The sequence below is a fragment of the Streptomyces polyasparticus genome (assembly GCF_014493765.1).
Classification (GTDB): Bacteria; Actinomycetota; Actinomycetes; order Streptomycetales; family Streptomycetaceae; genus Streptomyces; species Streptomyces polyasparticus.
The window spans coordinates 135,797-162,065 of record NZ_JACTVJ010000007.1 but is presented as its reverse complement, the minus strand read 5'-3'; the positions used below and the strand labels follow the sequence as shown (position 1 = coordinate 162,065).

At 70.7% G+C, this 26,269-nt stretch carries 24 protein-coding genes, 1 tRNA gene and 1 pseudogene; 12 read left to right on the top strand and 14 right to left on the bottom strand.

Features of this window, described 5'->3' with window-relative positions; all coding sequences use genetic code 11:
* Positions 1-26: 26 nt before the first annotated feature.
* From H9Y04_RS16415 to H9Y04_RS16385, 7 genes and pseudogenes are all read left to right on the top strand, one after another.
* A complete protein-coding gene (locus tag H9Y04_RS16415; protein WP_187814623.1) occupies positions 27-857 on the top strand; it encodes a hypothetical protein in 831 nt (276 codons plus the stop codon).
* Positions 858-987: 130 nt separating this feature from the next.
* Positions 988-1,953 carry an ABC transporter ATP-binding protein gene (locus tag H9Y04_RS16410; protein ID WP_187815077.1) on the top strand — a complete coding sequence of 322 codons (966 nt, stop codon included), beginning with the start codon at positions 988-990 and terminating at the stop codon, positions 1,951-1,953.
* Positions 1,950-2,852, top strand: coding sequence for an ABC transporter permease (locus H9Y04_RS16405; RefSeq protein ID WP_187814622.1), 903 nt, complete (start codon positions 1,950-1,952; stop codon positions 2,850-2,852). Before H9Y04_RS16410 ends, H9Y04_RS16405 begins: the two co-directional genes overlap by 4 nt.
* 41 nt (positions 2,853-2,893) lie before the next feature.
* Positions 2,894-3,805, top strand: coding sequence for an ABC transporter ATP-binding protein (locus H9Y04_RS16400; protein ID WP_187814621.1), 912 nt, complete (start codon positions 2,894-2,896; stop codon positions 3,803-3,805).
* Between the two features lie 13 nt (positions 3,806-3,818).
* A complete protein-coding gene (locus tag H9Y04_RS16395; RefSeq protein ID WP_187814620.1) occupies positions 3,819-4,547 on the top strand; it encodes an ABC transporter permease in 729 nt (242 codons plus the stop codon).
* Positions 4,548-4,647: 100 nt separating this feature from the next.
* Positions 4,648-5,280, top strand: a pseudogene (locus H9Y04_RS16390) (NADPH-dependent F420 reductase); the annotation flags it as partial.
* A gap of 24 nt (positions 5,281-5,304) precedes the next feature.
* On the top strand, positions 5,305-5,967 hold the full coding sequence (locus H9Y04_RS16385; protein ID WP_187814618.1) for a rhomboid-like protein: 663 nt from the start codon (positions 5,305-5,307) through the stop codon (positions 5,965-5,967).
* 38 nt (positions 5,968-6,005) lie between these two features.
* On the opposite strand, the gene H9Y04_RS16380 is transcribed toward H9Y04_RS16385, so the two are convergent.
* A tRNA-Ser gene (locus H9Y04_RS16380) sits at positions 6,006-6,093 on the bottom strand.
* A 314-nt stretch (positions 6,094-6,407) separates the two neighbouring features.
* Here H9Y04_RS16380 and H9Y04_RS16375 point away from each other — a divergent pair.
* Positions 6,408-7,838, top strand: coding sequence for a DEAD/DEAH box helicase (locus H9Y04_RS16375; protein WP_187814617.1), 1,431 nt, complete (start codon positions 6,408-6,410; stop codon positions 7,836-7,838).
* A 50-nt stretch (positions 7,839-7,888) separates the two neighbouring features.
* On the opposite strand, the gene H9Y04_RS16370 is transcribed toward H9Y04_RS16375, so the two are convergent.
* The 10 genes from H9Y04_RS16370 to H9Y04_RS16325 form a co-directional block, all read right to left on the bottom strand.
* The gene (locus tag H9Y04_RS16370) at positions 7,889-8,242 is read right to left on the bottom strand and encodes a DUF488 domain-containing protein (RefSeq protein ID WP_187814616.1); all 354 of its coding nucleotides are present in this window, start codon (positions 8,240-8,242) and stop codon (positions 7,889-7,891) included.
* Between the two features lie 223 nt (positions 8,243-8,465).
* Positions 8,466-9,296 carry an HAD family hydrolase gene (locus H9Y04_RS16365; RefSeq protein ID WP_187814615.1) on the bottom strand — a complete coding sequence of 277 codons (831 nt, stop codon included), beginning with the start codon at positions 9,294-9,296 and terminating at the stop codon, positions 8,466-8,468.
* Positions 9,293-10,570, bottom strand: a complete 1,278-nt coding sequence (gene serS / locus H9Y04_RS16360) for a serine--tRNA ligase (RefSeq protein WP_187814614.1) — start codon at positions 10,568-10,570, stop codon at positions 9,293-9,295. Before serS ends, H9Y04_RS16365 begins: the two co-directional genes overlap by 4 nt.
* A 658-nt stretch (positions 10,571-11,228) precedes the next feature.
* Positions 11,229-12,164, bottom strand: a complete 936-nt coding sequence (gene pheA, locus H9Y04_RS16355; protein WP_187814613.1) for a prephenate dehydratase — start codon at positions 12,162-12,164, stop codon at positions 11,229-11,231.
* 69 nt (positions 12,165-12,233) lie between these two features.
* Positions 12,234-13,487 (bottom strand): iron uptake transporter deferrochelatase/peroxidase subunit, encoded by a 1,254-nt coding sequence (efeB, locus tag H9Y04_RS16350; protein ID WP_187814612.1) that lies wholly within the window; start codon positions 13,485-13,487, stop codon positions 12,234-12,236.
* A 3-nt stretch (positions 13,488-13,490) separates the two neighbouring features.
* On the bottom strand, positions 13,491-15,422 hold the full coding sequence (locus H9Y04_RS16345) for a copper resistance CopC/CopD family protein (protein WP_187814611.1): 1,932 nt from the start codon (positions 15,420-15,422) through the stop codon (positions 13,491-13,493).
* Positions 15,423-15,439: 17 nt separating this feature from the next.
* Entirely contained in the window at positions 15,440-15,913 is a 474-nt protein-coding gene (locus tag H9Y04_RS16340; RefSeq protein WP_187814610.1) for a copper chaperone PCu(A)C, read from the bottom strand.
* Positions 15,910-16,572, bottom strand: a complete 663-nt coding sequence (locus H9Y04_RS16335) for an SCO family protein (protein WP_187814609.1) — start codon at positions 16,570-16,572, stop codon at positions 15,910-15,912. The genes H9Y04_RS16340 and H9Y04_RS16335 overlap by 4 nt, the downstream gene beginning before the upstream one ends.
* Before the next feature lie 41 nt (positions 16,573-16,613).
* The gene (locus H9Y04_RS16330) at positions 16,614-17,351 is read right to left on the bottom strand and encodes a YcnI family copper-binding membrane protein (RefSeq protein ID WP_187814608.1); all 738 of its coding nucleotides are present in this window, start codon (positions 17,349-17,351) and stop codon (positions 16,614-16,616) included.
* A gap of 116 nt (positions 17,352-17,467) precedes the next feature.
* Positions 17,468-18,241 carry a hypothetical protein gene (locus H9Y04_RS16325; RefSeq protein ID WP_187814607.1) on the bottom strand — a complete coding sequence of 258 codons (774 nt, stop codon included), beginning with the start codon at positions 18,239-18,241 and terminating at the stop codon, positions 17,468-17,470.
* A gap of 216 nt (positions 18,242-18,457) precedes the next feature.
* Here H9Y04_RS16325 and H9Y04_RS16320 point away from each other — a divergent pair, with 216 nt between their 5' ends.
* Entirely contained in the window at positions 18,458-18,934 is a 477-nt protein-coding gene (locus tag H9Y04_RS16320; protein WP_187814606.1) for an ATP-binding protein, read from the top strand.
* Positions 18,935-18,938: 4 nt separating this feature from the next.
* Here H9Y04_RS16320 and pdxR read toward each other — a convergent pair whose 3' ends face one another.
* Together pdxR and H9Y04_RS16310 are read right to left on the bottom strand one after the other, a co-directional pair.
* Positions 18,939-20,357, bottom strand: coding sequence for a MocR-like pyridoxine biosynthesis transcription factor PdxR (gene pdxR, locus H9Y04_RS16315; protein WP_187814605.1), 1,419 nt, complete (start codon positions 20,355-20,357; stop codon positions 18,939-18,941).
* A 99-nt stretch (positions 20,358-20,456) separates the two neighbouring features.
* A complete protein-coding gene (locus tag H9Y04_RS16310) occupies positions 20,457-21,926 on the bottom strand; it encodes an aminopeptidase P family protein (RefSeq protein WP_187814604.1) in 1,470 nt (489 codons plus the stop codon).
* Between the two features lie 161 nt (positions 21,927-22,087).
* Between H9Y04_RS16310 and H9Y04_RS16305 the strand changes: the two genes are divergently transcribed.
* Entirely contained in the window at positions 22,088-22,753 is a 666-nt protein-coding gene (locus tag H9Y04_RS16305; RefSeq protein ID WP_214661288.1) for a class I SAM-dependent methyltransferase, read from the top strand.
* A 39-nt stretch (positions 22,754-22,792) separates the two neighbouring features.
* Here H9Y04_RS16305 and H9Y04_RS16300 read toward each other — a convergent pair whose 3' ends face one another.
* Positions 22,793-24,328, bottom strand: coding sequence for a PP2C family protein-serine/threonine phosphatase (locus H9Y04_RS16300; RefSeq protein WP_187814602.1), 1,536 nt, complete (start codon positions 24,326-24,328; stop codon positions 22,793-22,795).
* Between the two features lie 458 nt (positions 24,329-24,786).
* Here H9Y04_RS16300 and H9Y04_RS16295 point away from each other — a divergent pair, with 458 nt between their 5' ends.
* Positions 24,787-25,452 carry a bifunctional DNA primase/polymerase gene (locus tag H9Y04_RS16295; protein ID WP_187814601.1) on the top strand — a complete coding sequence of 222 codons (666 nt, stop codon included), beginning with the start codon at positions 24,787-24,789 and terminating at the stop codon, positions 25,450-25,452.
* 87 nt (positions 25,453-25,539) lie between these two features.
* Positions 25,540-26,226 carry a hypothetical protein gene (locus tag H9Y04_RS16290; protein ID WP_438818111.1) on the top strand — a complete coding sequence of 229 codons (687 nt, stop codon included), beginning with the start codon at positions 25,540-25,542 and terminating at the stop codon, positions 26,224-26,226.
* Positions 26,227-26,269: the final 43 nt, after the last annotated feature.

Here is a 26,269-nt window from a genome sequence, read left to right as displayed (position 1 = left end):
GTGTAGGTCCCGGATAAGTTCCGCCTATGCGCACTCTCCGTTTCCGCCGTTCCGCCTGCTCCGCCGCCGTACTGGCGGGCCTCCTGCTCACTGCCTGCGGTACGGAGAAGGCCCCCGTGGCAGCCGCGCCGAAGGCCTCACCGCGGGCGGAGCGCGAACTCGGCGCGCCGAACGGCATCGAGAAGCTCTCCGGAGCGGAGGCGATGCTGCGCTCCCGTGAGGCGATGGCCGATCTGCAGTCGCTGCGGCGGGTCTACACCCCCGTGGGCGAGGCCACCGGGACGACGCCGGCCATCACGGCCGAGACCGACATGAAGAGCGGCTGCTCGATCCGGTACGACCTGGGCAGCAGCGGCAGGAACGAGATCCTCGTCGCGCAGTCCGTGCTGTCCCGTGACCCGGTCGTCTATGTGCGCGCCGACGACGTGGCGCTGAAGGAACTGCACGGCGCCGCGGCACCCGCCCGCTTCAAGGGCAAGTACGTCGCGGACGACCAGCCCGACCCGATGCTCTACTACGAGGCCCTTGGCCCGTGCGATCTGCAGAGCCTGACGATGGAGAGCACCGAGGACGCCCCGGGGACCACGTTCACGAAGGGCGCGCCCACGGAGATCGACGGCATGCCCGTGCTGCCCGTCGAGGAGAACGAGGAGGGCAGGAAGCAGACCATGTACCTCGCCCTGCGCGGCAAGCCGTACGTCGTGCGCACCACCGGAGCGGAGTACACGGCGGACTTCAGCCGGTTCGGCGAGGCCTTCCACATCAAGGCGCCGGGTCCGCAGGAGATCGTCTCCATGGCCGAGTTCACCGAGGCGATGGGCATCGAAGCACCGCACTGGGAAGTGGACATCCACTGACCAGCCCACCCCTGGCGGCCCCTACCAAAAGTCGGACCCTTACGGGCCCGTACACCCCAAGTCGGATACGCATCCAGGAGCCAGGTCTGACGCCGGAGGTGACCCGCGCCACTACCTTCGAAACGTGACTGTGATCGCGACCGAAAGCCTGAGCAAGCGGTTCCCCCGGGTGACCGCTCTTGACCGGCTCTCCATGGACATCGGCCCGGGTGTGACCGGACTCGTCGGTGCCAACGGAGCCGGCAAGTCCACGTTGATCAAGATTCTTCTTGGTCTGTCCCCCGCCACCGAGGGCCGCGCCGAAGTGCTCGGTCTGGACGTCGCGACCAAGGGGGGCGAGATCCGCGAGCGGGTCGGGTACATGCCCGAGCACGACTGCCTGCCCCCGGACGTCTCGGCCACCGAGTTCGTCGTCCACATGGCCCGGATGTCGGGGCTGCCGCCGGCGGCCGCGCGCGAGCGCACGGCCGACACCCTTCGCCACGTAGGCCTTTACGAGGAGCGCTACCGCCCCATCGGCGGCTACTCGACCGGTATGAAGCAGCGGGTCAAACTGGCCCAGGCGCTCGTCCACGACCCCGACGTGGTCTTCCTCGACGAGCCCACCAACGGCCTCGACCCGGTCGGGCGCGACGAGATGCTCGGCCTGATCCGCCGCGTCCACACGGACTTCGGCATCTCGGTCCTCGTGACGAGCCATCTGCTCGGCGAACTGGAGCGCACCTGCGACCACGTCGTCGTCATCGACGGCGGCAAGCTCCTTCGCTCCAGCTCCACCAGCGACTACACGCAGACGATGGGCACCATCGCGGTCGAGGTCACCGACACCGACACGCACCCGGACGGCACCAAGGCGGTACGGGAAGCACTGGGCGCCCGCGGCATCACCCTGCATCAGAGCGAAGAGGAGGGCCTGCCCGGCGCCGGCCACATCCTGCTGCTCGAAGCCACCGGCGAGGAGACGTACGACCTCGTACGGGACACGGTCGCCGAGCTCGGACTCGGCCTCGTCCGCATGGAACAGCGCAGGCACCACATCTCCGAGGTGTTCAAGGACAATCCGGCGCACAAGGCCGAGGAGGTACCGGCCCGATGAGCACCCCGAACACCGCGGCGCAGAGCGCCCAGACGCAGATCCACAACATCGGCTACCGCAAGTACGACGGCCAGCGCCTGGGCCGCGCGTACGCCCGACGCTCGCTCTACTCGCAGTCCCTGCGCGGCGCGTACGGCCTCGGCCGCAGCGCGAAGTCCAAGGTCACGCCGATGATCCTGTTCGCCGTGATGTGCGTGCCTGCCGCGATCATGGTCGCGGTGGCCGTCGCCACCAACGCGACCAAGCTGCCGGTCGAGTACACGCGCTACGCGATCGTCACGCAGGCGATCATCGGCCTCTACCTGGCCGCCCAGGCACCGCAGTCGGTCTCGCGCGACCTGCGCTTCAAGACGGTGCCGCTGTACTTCTCGCGCCCCATCGAACGCGTCGACTACGTGGTCGCGAAGTTCGCCGCCATGGCCACGGCGCTCCTCATCCTCACCGGGGTGCCGCTGATCATCATGTACGCGGGTTCCCTGCTCGCGAAGATGGACTTCTCGGACCAGACGAAAGGTTTCGCACAGGGGTTGGTCTCCGTGCTGCTGCTCTCTCTGCTCTTCGCCGGGATCGGCCTGGTCATGGCCGCCCTCACGCCGCGCCGCGGCTTCGGTGTCGCCGCCGTGATCGCCGTACTGACGATCTCGTACGGTGCCGTCTCCACCGTCCAGGCCATCGCCGACGCGCAGGGCTCCTGGGACGCGGTCGAATGGCTCGGCCTGTTCTCGCCGATCACCCTGATCGACGGCGTGCAGACCGCCTTCCTCGGCGCGAGCTCCTCCTTCCCCGGAGCGCACGGCCCCGGTGCGGGACTCGGCGTCCTCTACCTCCTGGTCGTCCTCGCGCTGATCGCCGGCTCGTACGGAGCCCTGATGCGCCGCTACCGAAAGGCCGGGCTGTGACCATGACCGGCATCGACCACGGAAAGGCCGGGCTCTGACCGATGGCCACCATCGAAATCGACCACGCAAGCCGCTGGTTCGGCAATGTCGTCGCCGTCAACGACGTCACGATGACCATCGGCCCCGGCGTCACCGGACTGCTCGGCCCCAACGGTGCCGGCAAGTCCACCCTGATCAACATGATGGGCGGCTTCCTGTCGCCCTCCACCGGCAGCGTCACGCTCGACGGCCGGCCGATCTGGCGCAACGAGCAGATCTACAAGGAGATCGGCCTCGTCCCCGAGCGCGAGGCGATGTACGACTTCCTCACCGGCTGGGAATTCGTGCTCGCCAACGCCGAGTTGCACGGCCTCGGCAAGAAGGCCGCCCAACTGGCCATCGCCACGGTCGAGATGGAGTACGCGCAGGACCGCAAGATCTCCACGTACTCCAAGGGCATGCGCCAGCGCGTGAAGATGGCATCCGCCCTGGTCCACGACCCGTCGGTGCTGCTGCTCGACGAGCCGTTCAACGGCATGGACCCGCGCCAGCGCATGCACCTCATGGATCTGCTCAGGCGCATGGGTGCGGAGGGCCGTACGGTCCTCTTCTCGTCCCACATCCTCGAAGAGGTCGAGCAGCTCGCCTCGCACATCGAGGTGATCGTGGCCGGCCGGCACGCGGCCAGTGGCGACTTCCGGCGGATCCGCCGCCTGATGACGGACCGCCCGCACCGCTACACCGTCCGCTCCAGCGACGACCGCAAGCTGGCGGCCGCGCTGATCGCGGACCCGTCCACGGCGGGCATCGAAGTCGACCTCACCGAGGGCGCGTTGCTGATCCAGGCCGTCGACTTCGGCCGCTTCACCGAGCTGCTTCCCCGCGTCGCCCGCGACCAGGGCATCCGGCTGCTCACCGTCTCGCCCTCCGACGAGTCGCTCGAATCCGTCTTCTCCTACCTCGTCACGGCCTGAAGGGAGCCCGACCATGTCTTTGGCGTACAACCCCACAGTCGCCCGGCTCACCTACCGGGCCCTGCTCGGCCGCAAGCGGGCCATGATCCTGTTCTGCCTGCCGGTCCTGCTCATCGCGATCTCGGTCGCGGTACGGGCGCTCACCGGCGCGGACGACCAGGTCGCCGCCGACGTGCTCGGCGGGTTCGCGCTCGCCACGATGGTGCCGCTGATCGGTGTCATCGCCGGCACGGGAGCGATCGGCCCGGAGATCGACGACGGCTCCGTCGTCTACCTCCTGTCCAAGCCCGTCAAGCGCCCCACGATCATCTTCACCAAGCTGATCGTCGCGATCGGCGTGACCATGGCCTTCTCGGCCGTCCCCACGTTCATCGCGGGCATGATCCTCAACGGCAACGGCCAGCAGGTGGCCGTTGCGTACACCATCGCGGCCCTCGTCGCCTCGATCGCGTACGCGGCCCTCTTCCTGCTGCTCGGCACCATCACCAAGCACGCCGTGGTCTTCGGCCTCGTCTACGCCCTGGTCTGGGAGACCCTCTTCGGCTCCCTCGTCGAGGGCGCCCGCACCCTGAGCGTCCAGCAGTGGGCCCTGGCACTCGCCGAGAAGGTCGCGGGCAACGACCTGGTGAAGTCCGACGTGGGTCTGCCGGCCGCGATCGTGCTGCTCGCCGCGGTCACTGCCGGAGCCACCTGGTACGCGGGCCAGAAGCTGCGCTCGCTCACGCTGGCGGGCGACGACTGAGTCCGTCCATGACGCCCGACTCGGCTCCGGGACCTACGACTTACGTAGGTCCCGGAGCCGTTCCGTCGCCTGATCCTCTGCGCCCAGGAGGACTCGTAACGTCGCAGCCATGCGCATCGGAATCCTCGGAACAGGCAATGTGGGCAAGGCAGTTGCGGTCGGCGCGGCGGCCGCCGGACACGATGTGGTCCTCGGATCCCGCGATCCGGACTCCCGTAAGGACCTCGGCTTCACCGTCGTCACCCAGGAGCAGGCGGCCGCGCACGGCGAGATCGTGGTCAACGCGCTCGGCTCCGGTGCCTCACTCGACACCCTCCCCGGCCTAGGGGCCGCGCTCGACGGCAAGATCCTCCTGGACATCGCCATCGACCTCACGCCCGAGATGGACCTGATCCACCTCGACAGGTCCCTCGCCGAACAGCTCCAGGCGGCGCTCCCGGACGTACGGCTGGTGAAGACCTTCTGCACCGTCGACAGCGCGATCATGGCCCACCCGCTCAAGACCCTGCCCGCCCCGACCACGATCTTCCTCTCCGGCGAGGACCCGGCCGCGAAGGCGACCGTAGGGGCGCTCCTGACGGACTTCGGCTGGGCGCCGGAGCAGCAGCTCGACCTCGGCGGCATCGCGAGCGCGCGGGCCCAGGAGCACATGGCGCTGATGTTCGTGGCGGTCGCGGGGGCGGTCGGCGGGCATGTCTTCAACTTCTCCCTGGTCACCCCGCGCGCGTCCTGACCGGGCACGGGCGATGATCAAGGGGTGACTGAGGAAAGGGCCCCGGCACCGGAGCGGTCACCCGAGCCGTCGAGACCCGTACGGAGCTGGGTGCGCTCCGCCCCCGGCACGCACGTATGGCTGCTGATCATCTTCTGCACCAGCATCGTGATCGTCCTGGCCTCGGACGACTTCGAGACCTTTCTCCTGCACCGCAACAGCAGCAATCTGGTCCAGCTGAACAAGCACCCGGTGCAGGCCCTGCTGCTCAGCGCCTTCTGGATCGAGAACCCCGCCTCGCTCCCCCTGTACGTGGTGCTCTTCGAGCTGATCCACGCCCGGGTGGAGCGGGCGGTGGGGACCCTGCGCTGGGTGATCGTGGTGGCCACGGCGCATATCGCGGCGACGCTCGTCAGCCAGAAGGTGGTCCTGCTGCAGATCCAGCACCACGACGCCCCGCGCCACCTGATCCATGTCGTCGACATCGGGGTCTCGTACGGGCTCGCGGCCGCGGCCGGCTTTCTCACGTATCTGCTGCCCAGGGGCTTTCGGTGGCTCTACGCCGCGGGGGTCATCGCCTTCTTCGCGATCCCCCTGGCCGCGGACGCGACGTTCACGGACCTGGGGCATGCGATTGCGCTGTCGATCGGGTTCGCTTTCTGGCCGTTGACCAAGGGGCGCCGGGTTCATCCGGAGTACGCGCGCTAGGTGCTGCGTACCGGCGGAGCAATTCCTTGCATACGAGGCGGAGGATGCGCGGATCGAACGCGCGCGGGGTTTTCAGCCCCGACCACGGCTTAGCAAGCCGGTGCCTTTCCACTCGGCCAATCCTCCGGAAGGGCGGCCCGTGCAGCACGGTGCACGAGAAAGCCGCCCCGGGCGTTCACAGGGCGGCTGCCACGGAGCGCGGTGAACTACTCCGGAGCCGTACGCCGTGAACTGCCCTGTCGGGAGCTCGACGAGCTCGAACTGGACATCGTCGTGCTCCTCTCCCAGTGGGCGGGCGCCGCGTGTCCGGCGCTGTGGACAAGCACCACTGTGCCCGCCCGCATCCCCGCTGTGCCACCGATTTATCGCGCGCCGGTTACCGTTGACCGTTCGTTCCTGCCGGGCCTTCCCTCGGTGCGACCCTCACGTGGAGGCCCTTCATGAACCCCGCAGACCAGCCCGGCACCCCGGCCGACGAGCCGGCCACCCCGGTCACCTCCTTCGACGAGCTCGACCTGCCCGCCGCACTCCTGCGGACCCTCACCGAACAGGGCGTACGCGAACCCTTCCCGATCCAGGCCGCCACCGTGCCCAGCGCCCTCGCGGGCCGCGACGTCCTGGGCCGCGGCCGCACCGGCTCGGGCAAGACCCTGGCGTTCGGCCTTCCCCTCCTCGTACGGACGGCAGGGCGGCGTGCGGAGGCGAAGCAGCCCCTCGCCCTGATCCTGGTGCCCACCCGGGAACTGGCCCAGCAGGTCGCCCTGGCGCTCACGCCGTACGCCGAAGCAGTCGGACTGCGGATGGCCACCGTCGTCGGCGGGGTGTCGATCGGCCGGCAGATCGCCGCGCTGCGGGACGGCGCCGAGGTCGTCGTCGCCACCCCGGGACGGCTGCACGACCTCATCGAGCGCAAGGCCTGCCGACTCGGCCGCGTCCGCATCACCGTCCTCGACGAGGCCGACCAGATGTGCGACATGGGCTTCCTGCCGCAGGTCACCGAGGCGCTCGACCAGGTGCACCCCGACGGCCAGCGGATGCTGTTCTCGGCCACCCTCGACCGCGATGTCGACGAACTGGTCCAGCGCTACCTGCACGACCCGGTCGTCCACTCCGTCGACCCGTCCGCCGGCGCGGTCACGACGATGGCCCACCACGTCCTGATCGTCCACGGCCCGGACCGGTACGCCGTCACCACCGAGATCGCCGCCCGCGACGGCCGCGTCCTGCTGTTCCTGGACACCAAGCACTCCGTGGACCTGCTCACCAAGCACCTGCGGGCGCACGGTGTGCATGCGGCGGCCCTGCACAGCGGCAAGGCGCAGCCGCAGCGCACCAAGACCCTCGCGCAGTTCAAGAGCGGGGCGATCACCGCCCTGGTGGCGACCAACGTCGCGGCCCGCGGCCTGCACATCGACGACCTCGACCTGGTGGTCAACGTCGATCCGCCCACCGACCCCAAGGACTATCTGCACCGCGCGGGCCGTACCGCCCGGGCCGGCGCGTCCGGCAGCGTGGTCACCCTGGTCCTGTCCGGCCAGCGCCGCGCCATGAGCGAGCTGACGGCCGAGGCCGGCATCGAGCCGACGGTCACCAAGGTGCGCTCGGGCGAGGAGGCGCTGAGCCGGATCACCGGCGCGAAGGCACCCTCCGGCCGCCCGCTCGACGGGGCCGCCCCGCGCCCCAAGAACACCAACGAGCCCTTCCGCGGCATGGGCACCAGCAAGGGCGCGCCCGGCGGCGGCAGGGGTGGTTCGGGCAGCTCCGGCGGCTCGGGTGGCTCCGGTGGCTCCGGTGGGAAGTCCCGCAAGTCCCGTGAGGCGCAGAAGCTCGCCGAGGCGCGCAAGGCCGCCCGGGTCCGGCGCGGCCGCTGACCAGCCTCTGAGGCATGTGAGACCTGCGAGGCATGTGAGACCTGCGAGGCCTACGAGGAGCCCAACACCCGCAGCAGCACCGCCACATGACTGTGGTCGATGTCCTTCGACGCGGTCAGGAGCGTGACCGGGCCCGCGGCCGCCAGCGTGCGCAGTTCTTCGAGTGCGGCCGCCGCTTCCGGCTCCGCGAGCTCCGCCTCGTACCGCTGCGTGAACTCCTCGAAGGACCCCGAGCCCGCGTGGTACCACTTCCGCAGCTCCGTCGACGGGGTCAGGCTTTTCGGCCATACGTCGATCCGTGCCGCGTCCTTGGCGAGACCGCGCGGCCACAGCCGGTCCACCAGGACCCGCTGTCCGTCGGACGGTGAGGGGTCCTCGTAGATCCTGCGTCCGCGAAGCGTCATATACCGACCCTACGACCGTGCCGGGCCCGGTGCCGGGTGGGCGCCGGGTGGGCGCTGGTCGGGCGCCTGGCGGGCGTCGCCGGTCGTTGTCAGTGGGCGCCGATAGCCTTGAGGGGCTGGCGCGGCCCCCGGGCGGGAGGGGTCTGTCCGGGGAACGGGGACGGGCAACGCCCCACGCTCACACGGGCAACGCCCCACGCTCACACAGGGCAACGCCCCACGCTCACGCCCCGAGCAGCCCCTCCAGAACCACCGCGATGCCATCGTCCTCGTTGGAGAGCGTCACCTCGTCCGCGACCGCCTTCAACTCCTCGTGCGCGTTGGCCATCGCGACGCCGTGCGCCGCCCAGCCGAACATCGGCACGTCGTTGGGCATGTCGCCGAAGGCGATCGTGTCCGTCTTCTTCACGCCGAGGCGGCGGGCCGCCACCGCGAGCCCCGTCGCCTTCGACAGACCGAGCGGCAGCAGCTCCACGATGCCCGCGCCGGCCATCGTGACCCCCACCAGCTCGCCTGCGACGCGGTGCGCCACGGCCCACAGCTCGTCGTCGGTGAGCTCCGGGTGCTGCACGTACAGCTTGTTGAGCGGCGCCGACCACAGCTCCGCGGCGCTCTTGATCGGCACGTACGGGAGCGGACCCTCCTGGGCCTGGTAGCCCGGGCCGATCAGGACGTCGCCGTCCACGCCGTCGCGGCTCGCGGCCAGCGACAGCGGGCCGACCTCCGCCTCGATCTTGGCGAGGGCCAGGCCCGCGAGCTGGCGGTCGAGCGTGACCGAGGTCAGCAGCCGGTGCTCGCCCGCGTGGTAGACCTGCCCGCCCTGCCCGCACACCGCGAGTCCCTCGTACCCGAGGTCGTCGAGGATGTGGCGGGTCCAGGGCACCGCGCGGCCGGTGACGACGATGTGCGCCGCCCCGGCCTCGGTGGCCGCCTTGAGCGCATCGCGCGTACGCGCCGAGACCGTGTGGTCGTCACGCAGCAGCGTGCCGTCCAGATCGGTCGCGACCAGCCTGTACGGGAAGCCCCCGGTGTCTCCGGCAGGAAGGGAGCTCACTTGGCGACCGGCTCCAGGAACTCACGGCCGCCCAGGTACGGGCGGAGCACCTCGGGCACGCGCACCGAGCCGTCGGCCTGCTGGTGGTTCTCCAGGATCGCCACGATGGTGCGCGGCACGGCGCACAGCGTGCCGTTCAGCGTCGCGAGCGGCTTGACCTGCTTGCCGTCGCGCATACGGATGGACAGGCGGCGCGACTGGAACTCGGTGCAGTCCGAGGTCGAGGTCAGCTCGCGGTACTTGCCCTGCGTCGGGATCCACGCCTCGCAGTCGAACTTGCGGGCCGCGGAGGCGCCGAGGTCACCGGTGGCGACGTCGATCACGCGGTACGGCAGCTCAAGCGAGTTGAGCCACTGCTTCTCCCAGTCGAGGAGGCGCTGGTGCTCGGCCTGCGAGTCCGCCGGATCGACGTACGAGAACATCTCGACCTTGTCGAACTGGTGGACCCGGAAGATGCCCCGGGTGTCCTTGCCGTGCGAACCGGCCTCGCGGCGGAAGCAGGGCGAGAAGCCCGCATAGCGCAGCGGCAGCCGGTCGGCCTCGATGATCTCGTCCATGTGGTACGCGGCGAGCGCGACCTCGGAAGTGCCGACGAGGTACAGGTCGTCCTTGTCCAGGTGGTAGACGTCCTCGGCGGCCTGGCCGAGGAAGCCGGTGCCGGCCATGGACTGCGGGCGGACAAGCGCGGGGACCAGCATCGGCGTGAAGCCGGCGGCCGTCGCCTGCGCCATCGCGGCGTTCACCAGGGCGAGTTCGAGCAAGGCGCCCACGCCGGTGAGGAAGTAGAAACGGCTGCCGGAGACCTTGGCGCCGCGCTCGACGTCGATGGCGCCGAGGATGGTGCCGAGCTCGAGGTGGTCCTTGGGCTGGAAGCCCTCCTCCTCGAAGTCGCGGATGGTCCCGTGCTTCTCGAGGGTGACGAAGTCCTCCTCGCCGCCGACGGGGACGCCGGGGTGCACGAGGTTGCCGAGCCGCTGGAGCAGCGCTTCGGTCTCGGCCTTCGCCTCGTCCTGTGCGGCGTCGGCGGCCTTGACGGCCGCGGCGAGCTCGCCCGTCTTCTTGAGCAGCTCCTGCTTCTCCTCGGGCGAGGCCTTGGAGATCAGCTTGCCGATCGCCTTCTGCTCGGCTCGGAGCTCGTCGAAGCGGACGCCGGAGGACCTGCGGCGCTCGTCGGCGGAGATGAGTTCGTCGACGAGCGCGACGTCCTCACCACGGGCGCGCTGGGAAGCGCGGACTCGGTCGGGGTCCTCACGGAGCAGGCGAAGGTCAATCACGGGTCCAGGCTACCCGTGCGCTGCGCTTGCGTTCTAACGGTATTGGCCGGCTCCGCCGCGGCTCCCTCTCCGGTGCCCTGCGGTGGCTCAGCCCCCGGCACCCCCGGGATGCCCGCAATCCGTTATGCCCGTTTAGGGCGATTTATGCCTGAATTGGGAATTCCCTGCTTCCTGGGTATCCCCGCCATTTCGAGATTCTTTCGAACTCTCGTCAATAAGTGGCCCCTATTACCCCTATCGAATCAAGGTGAGCGGTCGGCGTTGACTCATCCCCCTTGTGGGGAACGGGACTTGGGGACGGGTTGTCCACAGCGATCCACCGGTTCCGAAAGTTATCCACAGGGTGTGCGGGCGGGCTGTGGATTTCGGAGGTGATCGTTCCGGCAAGGGAAAGTCCGCCTCAGGATTCCCGGTTCAAACCTCTCGTACACCCACTTTCGAGTGCATTCCCCTCGCTCCAAGGAGTTGATCAATGGAAACAGGCTGACGAAGGGTGACATGCCCGGCTGTGGACAGAAGTGAGCGTCAGGAGCCGATTTGTCGACCCTGTCGCGGTTTGTTGTCGACTTGTCCCCAGGTCGAGAAGCAACCCTGTGGATAACTTCTGTGGACAGAGAAAATCCGCAGGTAGGACCGGCCGCTGACGGAGAACGAGCGCTCAGGCCCGCCCGTCCTGCGCCCGCGCCAGCCAGTCCGAAGCGGAGACGAAGTCCGCGTCCGTCGTCCCGGGCCGCAGCGCCCGCACCTCCGCCGGCGTGACGCCCGCGCGCGGATACGAACCGAGGAAGCGCACCTTCGGCGAGATCCGCTTGAGCCCCATCAGGGCCTCGCCGACCCGGCGGTCCGAGATATGGCCCTCCGCGTCCACGGCAAAGCAGTAGTTGCCGATGCCCGCACCGGTCGGCCGGGACTGGATGAGCATCAGGTTGACCCCGCGTACGGCGAATTCCTGGAGGAGTTCGAGCAGCGCACCGGGGTGGTCGTCACCCAGCCAGATGACGACGGAGGTCTTGTCGGCGCCGGTCGGAGCCGCGGGCCGGGCCGGGCGGCCGACGAGCACGAAGCGGGTCTCGGCGTTCTCAGCGTCGTGGATGTCGGTGACCAGGGCCTCGAGGCCGTACGTGGCCGCCGCGAACTCACCCGCGAAGGCCGCGTCGAAGCGGCCCTCCTGGACGAGGCGCGCCCCGTCCGCGTTGGACGCCGCCGACTCCCACAGGGCGTCCGGCAGGTTGGCCCGCAGCCAGTTGCGCACCTGCGGCTGGGCCACCGGGTGACCGGTCACCGTCTTGATGTCGGAGAGCTTCGTGCCCGGCCGTACGAGCAGCGCGAAGGCGATCGGGAGGAGCACCTCGCGGTAGATCATCAGCGGTTCGCCGGTGGCGAGTTCGTCGAGGGTGGCGGTGACGCCGCCTTCGACGGAGTTCTCGATCGGTACGAGTGCGGCCGCGGCCTCACCGTTCCGTACGGCGTCGAGCGCCGCCGGGACCGAGACCATCGGCACCAGCTCGCGGGTGGCGGCCTCCGGGAGCGTGCGCAGGGCGGCCTCCGTGAAGGTGCCTTCGGGGCCGAGGTACGTGTAACGGGTCGCCGACATACCGTCACCCTAATGGGCCGGATGAGGGGCCCGCGCCCGATGCCCGACTGCTCACCCCTGCGGGGGCGCTCACCCCTCCAGCAGCCGCTGCCCCACGTACTCCCCCTTGCCCGGCCCGCCCGGCACCGCGAACAGACCGCTCGACTCGTGGCGGATGAACGAGGACAGCGCGTCACCGCGGTCGAGCTTGCGCTGTACCGCGGTGAAGCCGCGCAGCGGGTCCGCCTGCCAGCAGACGAAGAGCAGTCCGGCGTCGGGTGTACCGTCCGCCGCGATGCCGTCGTGGTAAGAGAACGGGCGGCGCAGCATCGCGGCGCCACCGTTCTGGTCGGGGCGGGAGATACGGGCGTGGGCGTCGGCCGGGATGACCGCCTTGCCGTCGGCGCCCACCTTGTCGAGGTCCGGCTCCGTGGTCTCCGTACCGCCGGTCAAAGGCGCGCCGTCCGACTTGCGGCGGCCGATCACCTTCTCCTGGGCGTCGACGGAGAGCTTCTCCCAGTCGTCGAGCAGCATCCGGATCCGGCGGACCACCGCGTACGAGCCGCCGGCCATCCACGCGGGCTCGCCCGAGGCCGGCACGAAGATGCGCCGGTCGAAGTCGGACTCGGCGGGCTTGGGGTTGTTGGTGCCGTCGACCTGGCCCATCAGGTTGCGGGCCGTCATGGGGTGGGCGGTGGCGCCCGGCGAACGGTTGAAGCCGTTCATCTGCCACCGCACCCGCGCCGCGTCCCCGGCGTCCTTCTGCAGCGCACGCAGCGCGTCGAAGGCCACGAGCGCGTCGTCGGCGCCGATCTGGATCCACAGATCGCCGTCGGAACGCTTCCGGTCGAGGCGGTCCGAGGAGAACGGCGGCAGCGGGTCGAGTGCGTCCGGGCGCTGCTTCTCCAGGCCCGTACGGGAGAAGAAGCTGTGGCCGAAGCCGAACGTGACGGTCAGGGAGGAGGGGCCCGCGTCCAGCGCGATGGCCGTGGCGCCGTCCGAGACCTCGCCCTTCATCAGCCGCTCGGCCGTCGCCGACCAGCGCCGAAGCAGCGCCGCCGCCTCCTTGCGGCCCGCGCCCGGCGCGAGGTCGAACGCGATCAAGTGGCCGCGCGCCTGCAGCGGTTGGAGGATGCCGGGCTGGTGCTCGCCGCCCCAGGCGACCTGCGTCGAACCGAGCGTGGACAGCGCGGCCGGCGCGTCCGGCCCGGCGGCGGCGTACCCGGCCGCACCGCCCGCCGCGCCGAGCACGAGGCCGCCCGCGCCGACGGCACCCGCGGTGCCGAGCAGCCGTCGCCGCGAAATGCCGTCCACCGTCGGAGCCTGGTCCTGCTTGTCCTGCATGGTTCAGCCGATCTTCACGTTCTTGCGCACGGTCACCTGGTCGATGTCCGAGGTCCGCACGGTCACCGCGATCTCCCACTCGCCGCCCATGGGGATCTGCACCCCGGTCGACGACCAGTGTCCGGTGACGATGCGGTCGGGGGTCACCGGCAGCGGACCGATGTCCTTGGCCTCCAAGGTGAAGGCGACCTTGACCTCGGGGAGGTCGAAGGGCTTGCCGTTCGGCCGGGTCGCCCAGACGTGCAGCTCATTGGCGCCCGTACGGCCCGGAGTCAGGTCGATGCGGAGGTTGCCCTTGCCGTCCTCGCCCTTGGTGTCGAAGGGCAGGGTCACGTCGAGCGGCTGGTTCGCGGCGACGGGCGCGGACTGCTCCGACTGCTCCACGGTGCGCCCGGGTTCCGTCGACGTCAGGACGGTGGTCACCGCGAGCAGCACGACCGCCACGCCCGCCTCGGCGAGCACCGAACGCCGCAGCCCCGCACGGCTGGGGTCCGCGTCCCGCAGCCGCTTCTCGCGGGCCGCGGCCACGGCGGCCTGCTGCCGGGCGAGTTGGGCGGCACGCTTGGGGTTCTTCGGGGTCTTGCCGGTGGGGGTCTTACCGGCAGGAGTCTTGCCCGCAGCGGGTTTGCCCGCGCCCACCCCCACTGTGGTGCGCTGCTCGCCCGCCTTCGCGCTCTCGGAGACCACGGTCTCGGCGAGGCCCGCGGTCCACCGCCGCGAGATCCATCCGACGCCGAGCAGCACCGCGACCAGGCCGATCTTCACGAGCAGCAGCTGCCCGTACGAGGTGCCGGTGAGCGCCGACCAGGAGCCGACCTGCCGCCACGACTGGTAGAGCCCGGTCGCGGCGAGCACGACCACCGACCAGAACGCGAGCGAGGAGAACCGCCGGGCGGCCGAGGCCTCCAGTGACGGCACCCGGTACAGCGCCATGAGCAGCGCGGTCAGACCGCCGAGCCAGGCGGCCACGGCCAGCAGATGGAGCACGTCGACGGGCATCGCGATGCCCGTCTGGATACCGCTCGACGCGTGCTCGGCCAGCGCCCAGGTCGAGGCGATGCCCGCCGCGACCACGGTGCCGCCGATGGCCAGACCGAAGGTGAGGTCCCGCTTCTCCTTTTCGTCCTCGCGCTTGGCGTACGCCCCAAAGAGCACGGCGATGAAGAGAGCAGCGGCCGCGAGCAGCAGCAGGCGCGAGACGAGCGCCGCGCCGGTCTTGGTCTGCAGGACCTCGCTGATCTGGGCGAGGTCGAAGACGTCGGAGAGCTTGCCGGAGTCGGTGTACGGGCCGCGCAGCATCAGCAGCGCGAGGGTCGCCGCCGTGAGCGCGACCCAGCCGTATGCCACGAGCCGCTGCAGCGGACGGGCCGTCGCGCCCTTCGGCCAGCAGATGAGGACGAAGGCCGCGCCGCCCGCCATCAAGGTGAAGGCGGCGTACGACACATAGCGCGCGAACCCGTAGAGGACACCGACCACGCCGCCGCCGGCCTCCTGGCCGGAGAGCTGCACGGTGGTGTCGGAGGGCGCGCCGATCGAGAAGCTGAAGGCGCCGGAGACCGGATGGCTGTCGGTGGAGACCGCCTTCCAGGCCACGGTGAAGGTGCCGTCGGGCAGCCCGGCGACCAACTGCTTCTCGTACGAGGCGGACTTGGCGCCGCCGACTTCCTTGATCTCGCCCTTGTCGACCCGCTTGCCCTTGGGGTCGAGCACGCGCACCGAGTCGGCCGACATCGCGACATTCTCGGTGAAGTGCAGGGTCACCTTGTCCGGTGCCTGCTGCACCACCGACCCCTGCCCGGGATCGCTGCCGGTCAGCGCGGCATGCGCCGACGCGGGCGCGGCACCGGCGAGCAGTGCGCCGGTGACGGCCACGAAGAGCAGCAGCAGGTGCACGAGCGGACTGCGCGTGCGCGGACGGGGGGCGGTGGGCAGCATGGCTTACGGTCCCCTTCTCAGCTGTTCTTCGGGTTGTACGTGGCTTCCTTGACCTCGAGCTCGGCCTTGACCGTGCCCGCCTTCTCGAAGCGCAGCTCGACCTCGACCTTGTCGCCCAGCTCCGGCAGGCTCTTGAGGTCCATGAACATCAGGTGGTTGCCGCCGCGTTCGAAGTCGAGCTCGCCGTTCGCCGGGATGTCGAAGGACGCGACGTGCTCCATCTTCTGGTCGACGGTGCGGTGGCCCATGACCTCGTCGGCGAGCGGGCTGCTCATGCCGATGAGCTTGTCGGCGCCGCCCTTGTTCACGATGGTCAGGAAGCCGCCGGCCATGTCCTTGAGCGCGGGCTTCGGCATGAAGCCGTCGCGCACGCTCAGTTCGGGCCCGGAGGTGTCCTTCTCGCCGCCTGAGCCGTCGGAGCCCGAACAGCCACCGAGCACCAGCGCCGAGGCGGCGGCTATGGCGCAACCGAGCGCGGCACGGCGCCTCACGGCTTCTCCCCCTTGATGATCTTGGGGAGGTCCTGCACATAGTCGTCCGAGGTGGCTTCCGTGCCGTTGTAGATGACATAGCCCGCGTCGGTCTTCGGCGAGAACGCGATGACCTGCTTGCCGTGCATCGCCTCGACCTTGTCGTCCTTGGTCTTGACGGCTTCCTCGACGGTGATCCCGAGCTGGCGGGCGCCGGCCTGGATGGTGGGGAAGTCGCCGGTCAGACCGATGAACGACGGGTCCTGGGACTTCATCCACGTGCCCAGGTGCTCCGGGGTGTCCCGCTGCGGGTCGGTGGTGACCATGATGATCCGCAGCTGGTCGAGCTCGGACTTCGGGAGCTTCTTCTCCAGCTCCTTCTTGGCGACGGCGAGATTGCCCATCGTCAGCGGGCAGGCGTCGGGGCAGTGCGTGTAGCCGAAGTAGATCAGCGTCGGCTTGCCCTTGGTCTGCTCGCGCAGGTCGTACTTCTTGCCCGAGGTGTCCGTGAGGACCATGTCGGGCTTCTCGAAGGGCTTGTCGATGACGGTGGCCGCCTTGTCCTCGGACTGCTCCGAGACGACGGCCGGGGCGTCGCCGCCGTCGCCGCTGCCGCACGCCGTCAAGGTGAACGAGGCGGCGGCGAGCAGGGCGACGGCGGCAAGGTGCTTGGTGCGCATGGTGAATTGTCCCAAAGGGGTCGGTTGGGGAGGCTGCCCGGTCAGGCAGAACGGCGCCGGCCGGCAAGGACACCGAACGCCACACCCGCCGCACCCACCAGGATGCCCGCGATGCCGAGCGCCCTCGCGGTGCCGTCGCTGGAGTCGGCCGACGCGGTGTTCTCCTTGGCGTCGTCGTGCCCGGCCTTGGAGTCGGAGTCCGAGGCCTTGTCGGCGGTGGTGCCGCCGCCGTGGTGGTCGTCGGCCGCCTCGGAGAGCTTCAGGACCGGCGCGGGCTTCTCGGGCTCCTCGCCGCCCTTGACCGGCTCCTCGATCCAGCGCACGACTTCCTTGTCGCTGTACGTCTGCAGCGCCTTGAACACCATCTGGTCGGCGTCCTCGGGCAGCTGGCCGAGCGAGAGCGGGAACTGCTGGAACGTGCCCGGCTTGATGCCGTCGTCGTCGGCGGTCCAGGTGACCTTGGAGACGGCCTCCTCGATCTTGTTGCCGTGCACCTCGAGCGGCTTGTCCAGCTTGGACTTGGTGACCTTGACGTCCCAGCCCGGCACCGGCTGCGGCATCGCGGACGCGAGCGGGTGCTCGGTCGGGAAGTTGACCTCGACCTTGACGGTCGACGCGGTGTCGGACTCGTTGGGCACCTTGAAGTTGACGGTGGCGTACGAGCCCTTGGCGGCCTCGCCCTGCGGCTGCACGGAGACATGCGCGAAGGCCGTACCGGAGAGCAGGACGACGGAGCCGGCGGCGACGGCGGACGCGGTCAGAACACGAGAGATCTTCATGGCGGAAACTCCACTCGGCAGTGGTGAAAGGTGTCGGGATACAGCGCGCCCCGGCCGCTTCACGGCCGTGCGCACGTGTCTGCCGCGCGACACCCTCCTTACCGAGCGGGGCCGCGTCAGGCAGCGAGCGTGAACCCGTCCGCGGGCGGCCCGCGCCTGATCACGGCGTGCGCGAGTGCGGTGGTACGGGGCTTCGCCGGTGCGTCCGGCAGGGCGCCCCGCGCGTACGGGACCGTCTCGGGCGCACCCGGAAGACCGGCCCGCAGGGCGCGCACCAGCGCGAGAGCGCCGCGCAGTCCCCGTACGAGCGCTGCTTGCGCGATTCCGTGCGCCGCGAAGACGGAGAGCTCGACGACCCGGAGCAGCGCGAGATCGCCGCGGCGAAGCAGCCAGCCGAGCGCGAGCGCGGCCAGGAGGTGTCCGAGCAGCATCGGAAGGCTGGGCAGCAGCTCCGTGCCCGAGCTCATGCCGCCCGGCAGGTGATGGGCGTGCCCGGCCGGGGCCAGGCCCGCGTCCGTGAGCATGCGGAGTGCCTGCTGGGGGTCGGCCACCGCGGTCGCGGGACCGCAGAGCAGGCGGGCCGCGCGGTCCAGGAGGGACTGCTCGGCCATGTTCTGCGCCGCCATCTGCTGGCCGAGACCGAACAGACAGTGCAGGCCCAGCTGACCCACCGCGAGCGCCCCGGTGATCGCCGGGGCGGTGCGCGCACGTCCGGAGAGCGGCACGGCGACCGCGAGCGCGAGGACGAAGCCGAGGCCCAGGGACCACAGCGGCACGGAGCCGTGCGAGGCGAGGAGATGCCCGCCGGCGGACAGCGCGACACAGACCGTGGCGAAGGCCACGGCCCGAAGGAGCCGGAACTCGGCGCGCGCTGTGCGGGGGGCAGGCATGACCGGCTCATCATCGCACTGGGCTTATCCCGTGCGTACGGCAGGTCCGCAAGGTCCGGAACGCGAGGTTCTGCCCCGGGCCGGGGATTCCTTACACCTCGTGATGTACCCGGCGCGTCCGCCGTATGGGCGACATCACGTCAACTCGGCGATTGCACACGGCCGTACGCGGCAATACGTATCGGTATGCCGAGCCGCAGCCAGGAGGCCTGAGCCATGAGCCTTTGGTGGTCACTCCACTTGCGGCGCGAGGCTGCGAGCGTCCCCCTGGCCCGCCGACTCCTGCTCGACACGATGGAGACCGCGGGCGTCGACCCCGACATCTCCTTCGAACTGTCCGTCGCCCTGACCGAGGCCTGCGCCAACGCGGTCGAGCACGGCGGGACCCGCGACCGGCCGCAGGACGCGTACCGGGTCACCGCGTACCTGGACGGCGAGATGTGCCGCATCGAGGTCGCGGACTCGGGCCCCGGCTTCCCCCTCGCGACGATCGAACGGCCTACGACGCGGGGATACGTACCGGATGTCGTGGACACTTCGGACGCGGACCCCGACTACGCGGAGCACGGCCGCGGCCTCGGCCTGATCGAGGAGATCGCCGACCACGTCTGGTTCGCCAACCGCGACGGCGCGGTCGTCAGCTTCGACAAGATCCTGAAGTGGCGCACGGACTCACCACTGGTGACGGTCTGACGTCTCAGCGCTTGGGCAGCACCGCACACAACGCGTCGAGCGCCGCGCCATACGCATGCTCCGAAGGAGCCGCGTACCCCACCACCAGCCCGTCGCCGGAGGCAGCCGCATCCGGATGTCGAAACGCCGACAACCCGTCCAAAGCCACCCCCGCCCGCGCGGCCCGCACCAAGGTCGAAGCCTCCGTCCCCGGAGGCAACCGCAGCACCGCGTGCAGCCCCGCCGCGATCCCGGACACGGACACATGCGGCGCCCGCGAGGCGAGCACGGACACCAACCGGTCCCGCCGCCCCCGGTACCGCTGCCGCATCCGCCGCACATGCCGGTCGTACTGCCCGGACCGGATGAACTCCGCGAGCGTCAGCTGGTCGAGCGCGCTCGCCCACGCCTCACGCTCACCCTTCACCCCAATCACCGCGTCCACGAGATGCCCCGGCAGCACCATCCACCCCAGCCGCACCGCGGGTGACAGGCTCTTGCTGACCGAGCCGAGGTAGATCACGCGCTCGGGATCCAACCCCTGTACGGCGCCGACCGGTTCGCGGTCGTAGCGGAACTCCCCGTCGTAGTCGTCCTCCAGGACCAGCCCGCCCCGCGCCCGCGCCCACTCCACCGCGGCCGCCCGCCGCCCGGACGCGAGCGGCCCGCCGGTCGGGAACTGGTGCGCCGGCGTGAGCAGCACGGCCCGGGCACCGGAGGGCAGCTCCTCGATCCGGGCACCCTGTTCGTCGACCTCCAGCGGCACCGTACGGACGGAGGCGGCGGCCAGAAGGGAGCGGTGGAAGCCGAGTCCGTACGCCTCGACGGCCAGCTTTCCGCGCAGCACCCCGCGCCCGGAGCCGCCGGCGCCCCCGAAGAGCAGCCGCAGCGCATGGGCGAAGCCCGAGCACACGACGATCCGGGCGGGGTCGGTCCGCACCCCGCGCACCCGCCCCAGATACTCCGCGAGCGCCGCGCGCAGCTCGGGCCGCCCGTGCGGATCGCCGGGCCCGAAGGCGTCGTTGGGCGCGGCGGTCAGCGCGCGCCGGGCCGCAGCGGCCCACGCCGTACGCGGGAACGACCCCGCGTCCGGCTTCCCCTGCCCGAGATCGTGCGCCACGGTCCGGCGCGCGGGCGGAGCGACGGGCGCCTGTACGGGGGAGACGGAGCGTGCCGCGACCCGTGTCCCGGACCCCTGCCGCGCCGTCAGCCACCCCTCGGCGACGAGCTCGGCGTACGCGCTCGCGACGGTGTTCCGCGTGAGCCCCAGATCGGCGGCGAGCGAACGGTACGGCGGCAGCCGCTGCCCGGGCCGCAGCCGCCCCTCGCTCACGGCCGCGCGCAGCGCCCGGATCAGCGCCGCCCGTCTGCTGCCCCCGCCGTCGAGCTCCAAGTGCAGGTCGGCACCGACCCGTCCGGCCTGCTCGGCCCACCTGTCCGCCATGCGGGGACCCTAACCCCGGGCGGCCGGCGCCGGAGCCCGGGCATGACCGAGGGGCGGTACGCCGTCGCGTACCGCCCCTCGGTCGAAAGCCGACGTGCGTCAGCCCTTCAGCGAAGCCATCCAGGCCTCGACGTCCTCGCTCGTACGGGGCAGGGCGTCCGAGAGGTTCCGGTTGCCGTCCTCCGTGACGAGGATGTCGTCCTCGATCCGGACGCCGATGCCGCGGTACTCCTCGGGCACCGTCAGGTCGTCGGCCTGGAAGTACAGACCCGGCTCGACGGTCAGGCACATGCCCGGCTCGAGCGTGCAGTCCACGTACGCCTCACGCCGCGCGGCCGCGCAGTCGTGGACGTCCATGCCGAGCATGTGGCCGGTGCCGTGCAGCGTGAAGCGGCGCTGCAGACCCAGCTCCAGAACGCGCTCCGCGGGACCTTCGAGCAGACCCCACTCGACGAGCTTCTCGGCGAGCACGCGCTGCGCGGCGTCGTGGAAGTCGCGGTAGCTCGCGCCCGGCTTCACGGCCGCGATGCCGGCCTCCTGGGCCTCGTACACCGCGTCGTAGATCTTCTTCTGCAGCTCGGTGTAGCGGCCGTTGATCGGCAGGGTGCGGGTCACGTCCGCGGTGTAGAGCTCGTTGGTCTCCACGCCGGCGTCGAGCAGGAGCAGGTCGCCGGAGCGGACCTGGCCGTTGTTGCGCACCCAGTGCAGGGTCGTGGCGTGCGGGCCCGCGGCGCAGATGGAGCCGTAGCCGACGTCATTGCCCTCGACGCGGGCGCGCAGGAAGAACGTGCCCTCGATGTAGCGCTCGGAGGTCGCCTCGGCCTTGTCGAGGACCTTGACGACGTCCTCGAAGCCGCGGGCGGTCGAGGCGCAGGCCTTCTCCAGCTCGGCGATCTCGAACGCGTCCTTCACGAGGCGAGCCTCGGACAGGAAGACCCGCAGCTCCTCGTCGCGCTCGGCGGTGACCTTGTCGGTCAGCGCCTTCTCGATGCCGGCGTCGTGCCCGCGCACCACGCGGGTCGGGCCGGTGGACTCGGCGAGCGCGTCGGCCAGCTTGCGCACATCGGAGGCGGGGATGCCGTACAGCTTCTCGGCCTCGGTCAGCGAGTGCCGGCGGCCGACCCACAGCTCGCCCTGGCCGTCCAGCCAGAACTCGCCGTTCTCGCGGTCGGAACGCGGAAGCAGGTAGAGCGTGGCCTCGTGGCCGCCCTCGACCGGCTCCATGACGAGGACGCCGTCCTCGGTCTGGTTGCCGGTCAGGTACGCGTACTCGGTGGAGGCGCGGAAGCTGTACTCGGTGTCGTTCGACCGGGTCTTGAGCTTGCCCGCCGGGATCACCAGACGCTCGCCCGGGAAGGCGGCGGACAGCGCGGCGCGGCGGCGGGCGGTGTGCCCGGCCTGGGCGATCGGCTCGAGATCGGTCAGCTCCGTGTCCGCCCAGCCCGAGCGCATGGACTCGGCCAGCTCGTCGGACACGCCCGGGTACAGGCCGTTCTTCCGCTGCTTGATGGGCTTCTCGGCTGCTTCTTCGGTGCCTTCGGCGGGCGCGTCATTGAGCTCTTCGGCCACGGGTGCCTCCTCATAGTGACCTGGGGACCACCGTCCATCGTATGTCCGTACGGAAGGGGTTCCAGGGCCCCTGCGTATGGCCAAAGTCACGCGAAAGGGACCAGGGGAGTGTGCGGATGAATTCGATCGGGCAACCGGACGCAGGCGCAGGTGCGGACCGAGTGGCCGCCGCGCGTCGCGAGCTCGCCGAGCACGGGCCGCCGCGGACTCCGGAGGGAGCGCCGGACTTCGCCACCGTCTCGCTGCCCGGGCGCGACGGTGACGCGGTACGCGACCTCTTGATGCAGGAGCAGGCCGGCACGGTGGTCGAGATCGGGCTCGCCTATGCCGGTTCGGCGCTGGCGATCGGCGAGGCGCTGCTGCGCACCGGAGCGCGGCCCCCGCGCCATGTGGTGATCGACCCGTATCAGTACACGGCGTACGACGGAGTCGGCTGGGAGCTGCTGTGCGGCGCCGGCCTCGGCGATATCGCCGAGCTGGTGACCGCACCGTCGCAGCGGTTCCTCGCCCGCCTTGCCGATGAGGGTTTCAGCGCGGACGCGGCGTTCGTCGACGGCAGCCACCACTTCCACAACGTGTTCGTCGACCTGCACTTCCTGGGCGAGATCGTCCGGCCCGGTGGCATCGTGCTGCTCGACGATGTGGGGTGGCCGTCGGTCGGCGCCGCCGTCGCGTACTTCGAGACCCATCTCGGGTGGCGTCCGATGCCGGTCGCGTCGGCCGACCCGGGCCCCGAGCCGGCAGACGGACGGCCGCGGATCGGGGCCTACCGGCTGCCCGATCCGCGGCCCGCGCCGGACTTCAGGGAGTTCAGACCGTTCTGCTGATGCGGCCGCGGCCCGCGACAGCCGGGAGGCCGTCCCGGCTCACTCGAAGCGGGCCGCCAGCAGGACCACGTCCTCGTCGCTGTCCATCTCGTCCTTGCCGTCCGTGAGCACGGTCCGCAGGACGTGGTCCGCGATCGCGCCGGGATCGTCCCGCAGCGGCCGCGGCACGCTCGCCGCGGCCGCGTGCAGCCGGGCGAAGGCGCGGTCCATCGGATCGCCCGTGCGGTGCAGCAGACCGTCCGTGTAGATCAGCACGGTCTCGCCGGGCTCCGGCGAGAGGTCCACGCTCGGCGCCTCCCAGCAGCTCAGCATCCCGAGCGGCGCGGAGAGCGAGGTCTCCACGAACTCGGTGCGCCGCTCGCCGATGATCAGCGGCGGCGAGTGCCCGGCCCCGGCGAGCACGATCTTGCGCCGGCGCGGTTCGCAGTACGCGAAGAGCGCGGTGGCGCTGCGCGCGGGCTCGGTGAGCCGCAGCAGGAGTTCGAGATCGGACAGGACGGCGACGGGATCCTCGCCCTCCATCACGGCGTACGCGCGCAGGGACGCCCGCAGCCGTCCCATCGCCGCGACCGCGCTCGGACCCGAGCCGGTCACGGACCCGACCGCGAGACCCAGCGCGCCCTCCGGCAGCGGCAGCGCGTCGTACCAGTCGCCGCCACCGCGCGGCCCGGTGCGGTGCCGGGCGGCGAGCTGGACGCCCGCGACCCGCGGCAGCCGGCTGGGCAGCAGTTCCTCGGCGAGGGTGGCCACGGTCGTACGGGCGCGCTCCAGCTCGACGAGACGGGCCAGGTGGTCGCCCGCGTACCGCATGTAGAGGCCGATCAGATGGCGCTGGCGCTCCACGGGCTCGGCGGGCTCGTCGTACAGCCAGACCGCCGCGCCGAGACGGCTCGCCGCTCCGGGTCGGTCCGTGGTGTCGCAGGTAAGCGGCACGGCATAGCTCGCCGCATAGCCGAGCCGGTCGGCGACCGAGCGCTGGCGCGGGTCGATGTTCTCCTCGGCGAGCAGATCGGCCTGGGCGATGCCGCACTCGCCGGGGCCGAGCGTGTCGAGCCCGTCGAGCAGCCGCCCGTACGAGGTGACATCGCGCGGCACCGTCTCGAGGTGGCCGAGATCGGCCCGCTCAAGACCGAGGCCGGTCATCGTGTCGGGCCCGTACCCGTCGGAGGGTTCGAGGATCACGAGCCCGCGGCGGGCACCGACCAGGGCGGCACCGGCGCGCAGGAGTTCGCGAAGGCAGTCCTCGAGAACCGCCGTGCGCGTCAGGCGCTCGGTCAGTTCATGGAGCGTGGTGAGATCCGAGACCCAGCCCGCGAGCCGGTCCTGGATGACGGCCGCCGGGGTGGCGGGCGTCGGCGCGCAAGGGGGCGCCACGGTGTGTGCGGGGGCGGGAACCGAAGAAGAGCTGGGATCGATTCCGGCCACTTTCGGAAGGTGAGGGGCGTTCATAGCGAGGTTCGCATCCGGTATTCCGGACGTTCCATATTGCTCAATAGCATCGCAAACCCCCATGTCATTCTGCGCCGCCAGCAATAGGTCCACATCTACACGCCCTGGTCTGGGGATGTCCAGCATTGTCCTGCGAGGATTCCTGGTGTCCATGGGGCGTACGAGGCATCGGTGACGAAAAAGGAACTTGGCGAAAAACTGCCCTGCTCAATCCGCTATTGCTGTCGACTGGTCCCGCACCAACCGCTCGCTCAGAGCGTCAGCACCGGCGTAACGGGTACGTACTGGGTGGAGGACAGCGGGAGTTGGCGCTGTTCCTGAACCAGACGACGGACTCGTACGTCTTAGAGAGCAACGGCCGCGTTCCGGCCGAGCACCTCGCGGTGGTTCGCAAGCGGGACAGGCAAGCGCCATGCGCGCGCCACCCATCGCCATGGTTGTAATGGATGCAGCTACAGCGCAGTCCGAGCTCCACGCGTGCTCCACTCAATCACGATTGAGTGTCCGCAATGTCCGAAGTGATCCGAAGCGGCCCGCAGTGTCGGTAGTGTCTCTGCGTTTTCAACGGAAAGGAACGAGCGCTCATGCGCGAGATCCTCGGAAGGCGACGCAGGCTCCTGTCGAAGCGATCCGGTAGGCGGCCTGACCAGCTCGGCACGGCCCTGACCTTCGCGAGCTCCTGGCAGTGGCCGGTGCTCCCGGGTGTGGGACTGCGGCAGCAAGGATCGCCGCAGTGCGCGTGCCCGGACCCCGACTGCGCCACCCCGGGCGCCCACCCCTTCGACCCCGGCATCCTGGCCGCGACCAGCGATGAGCGGATGGTCCGCTGGTGGTGGACCAACCGCCCGACGGCGCCGATCGTCCTGGCCACCGGCGGCCCGGGGCCCAGCGCGGTGAGTCTGCCGGCCATCGCGGCGGCCCGTTCGCTCGCGGTGCTCGACCGCAAGGGCGTCCGCGTCGGCCCGGTCGTCGCGACCCCCGACCGCTGGTCGCTGCTCGTGGCGCCGTACTCGATGCCGCAGCTCGGCGAACTGCTCTACGCCAGGGACCACGTGCCGGGCTCGCTCCGCTTCCACGGCAGCGGCGGCTATGTCGTCCTGCCGCCCTCGGAGACCGGCCAGGGCGAGGTCCGCTGGGAGCGCGCCCCGCTGCCCGGTTCGGCGCGCCCGTGGCTGCCGGACATCGAGGCCCTGGTGGATGTCCTCGTCGACACCCTCACTCATACGGGTGTGAGCGCGCCCGAGTTCTAGGCGCCTTGGGCGTGCGTGGGGCCCCAGGGCCCTGCGCCGTCGCTATCTTCGGGCTCACCTCCGTTGTTTTGCCGTTCAGTTGAGCAGGTGGGTCCGTTGCAGCGAGCACGTATGTCCGCGCTCATCGCCGTCGTGCTGCTCGCGGTCCTGCTGCCGCTCGCTGGTGCGGTGGCGGGTCCCGTGGGTCCCCCCGACGGGCCGGTGCGCGCCCTCGAAGAGGACGTACGGGGGAAGGCGCCCGCGCCCGTCGCCGGCCGTCCGGAAGGGGCGGCTGCCGAAGGTGCCGAGGGCGGCCAGGGCGATACGGACGGGAAGTCGGCGGAGCCGGTACGGACGGGGCAGGAGTGGGGCAGCGAGCAGGCCGAGCCCGGTCTGCTCGCCGGGCTCGGACTGACCACCGCGGCGCAGTGCGGACCCGAACTCGCCTCGCCCGAGGGCGTCGAGGCACAGACCTGTGTGCTGAGCCAGGGCCAGGACACCTGGGCCCGTACGTACTACCGCAATGCCACCGGCGAGCAGCTCACTTCGGTGCTCACCCTGATGGGGCCCGACGGGCGGACCGTGCAGATGCACTGTGCCGTCGACGAGGGGGACGAGCCGGGTGCGTGCGAGACGCCGCGCGAGCGGACGGCGGGTGAGCGGGAGGCGTATTCGGCGGTGGCGGAATTCGCGGCGCCCGCGGCCGACGGCGAAGGCACCGATGGCGACCAGGGCGAGGAGCGTCCGATGCTGTTGCGCTCCGGCAGCAATGCGGCGCCTGCCGCGGCCAGTTGAGCGCGCCCGCCGGCCGGCCGCCTGAAGCGTGTGCAGGGGCGCG

What these genes read in the sequence shown, in the direction of transcription:
- H9Y04_RS16320 (WP_187814606.1), top strand. Translation starts at nt 18,458, where the DNA reads ATGAGCCTTTGGTGGTCACTCCACTTGCGGCGCGAGGCTGCGAGCGTC.
- H9Y04_RS16400 (WP_187814621.1), top strand. Translation starts at nt 2,894, where the DNA reads ATGGCCACCATCGAAATCGACCACGCAAGCCGCTGGTTCGGCAATGTC.
- H9Y04_RS16405 (WP_187814622.1), top strand. Translation starts at nt 1,950, where the DNA reads ATGAGCACCCCGAACACCGCGGCGCAGAGCGCCCAGACGCAGATCCAC.
- pheA (WP_187814613.1), bottom strand. Translation starts at nt 12,164, where the DNA reads ATGTCGGCGACCCGTTACACGTACCTCGGCCCCGAAGGCACCTTCACG.
- H9Y04_RS16325 (WP_187814607.1), bottom strand. Translation starts at nt 18,241, where the DNA reads ATGCCTGCCCCCCGCACAGCGCGCGCCGAGTTCCGGCTCCTTCGGGCC.
- H9Y04_RS16375 (WP_187814617.1), top strand. Translation starts at nt 6,408, where the DNA reads ATGAACCCCGCAGACCAGCCCGGCACCCCGGCCGACGAGCCGGCCACC.
- pdxR (WP_187814605.1), bottom strand. Translation starts at nt 20,357, where the DNA reads ATGGCGGACAGGTGGGCCGAGCAGGCCGGACGGGTCGGTGCCGACCTG.
- H9Y04_RS16335 (WP_187814609.1), bottom strand. Translation starts at nt 16,572, where the DNA reads ATGCGCACCAAGCACCTTGCCGCCGTCGCCCTGCTCGCCGCCGCCTCG.
- efeB (WP_187814612.1), bottom strand. Translation starts at nt 13,487, where the DNA reads ATGCAGGACAAGCAGGACCAGGCTCCGACGGTGGACGGCATTTCGCGG.
- H9Y04_RS16345 (WP_187814611.1), bottom strand. Translation starts at nt 15,422, where the DNA reads ATGCTGCCCACCGCCCCCCGTCCGCGCACGCGCAGTCCGCTCGTGCAC.
- H9Y04_RS16330 (WP_187814608.1), bottom strand. Translation starts at nt 17,351, where the DNA reads ATGAAGATCTCTCGTGTTCTGACCGCGTCCGCCGTCGCCGCCGGCTCC.
- H9Y04_RS16370 (WP_187814616.1), bottom strand. Translation starts at nt 8,242, where the DNA reads ATGACGCTTCGCGGACGCAGGATCTACGAGGACCCCTCACCGTCCGAC.
- H9Y04_RS16395 (WP_187814620.1), top strand. Translation starts at nt 3,819, where the DNA reads ATGTCTTTGGCGTACAACCCCACAGTCGCCCGGCTCACCTACCGGGCC.
- H9Y04_RS16300 (WP_187814602.1), bottom strand. Translation starts at nt 24,328, where the DNA reads ATGCTGGACATCCCCAGACCAGGGCGTGTAGATGTGGACCTATTGCTG.
- H9Y04_RS16295 (WP_187814601.1), top strand. Translation starts at nt 24,787, where the DNA reads ATGCGCGAGATCCTCGGAAGGCGACGCAGGCTCCTGTCGAAGCGATCC.
- H9Y04_RS16415 (WP_187814623.1), top strand. Translation starts at nt 27, where the DNA reads ATGCGCACTCTCCGTTTCCGCCGTTCCGCCTGCTCCGCCGCCGTACTG.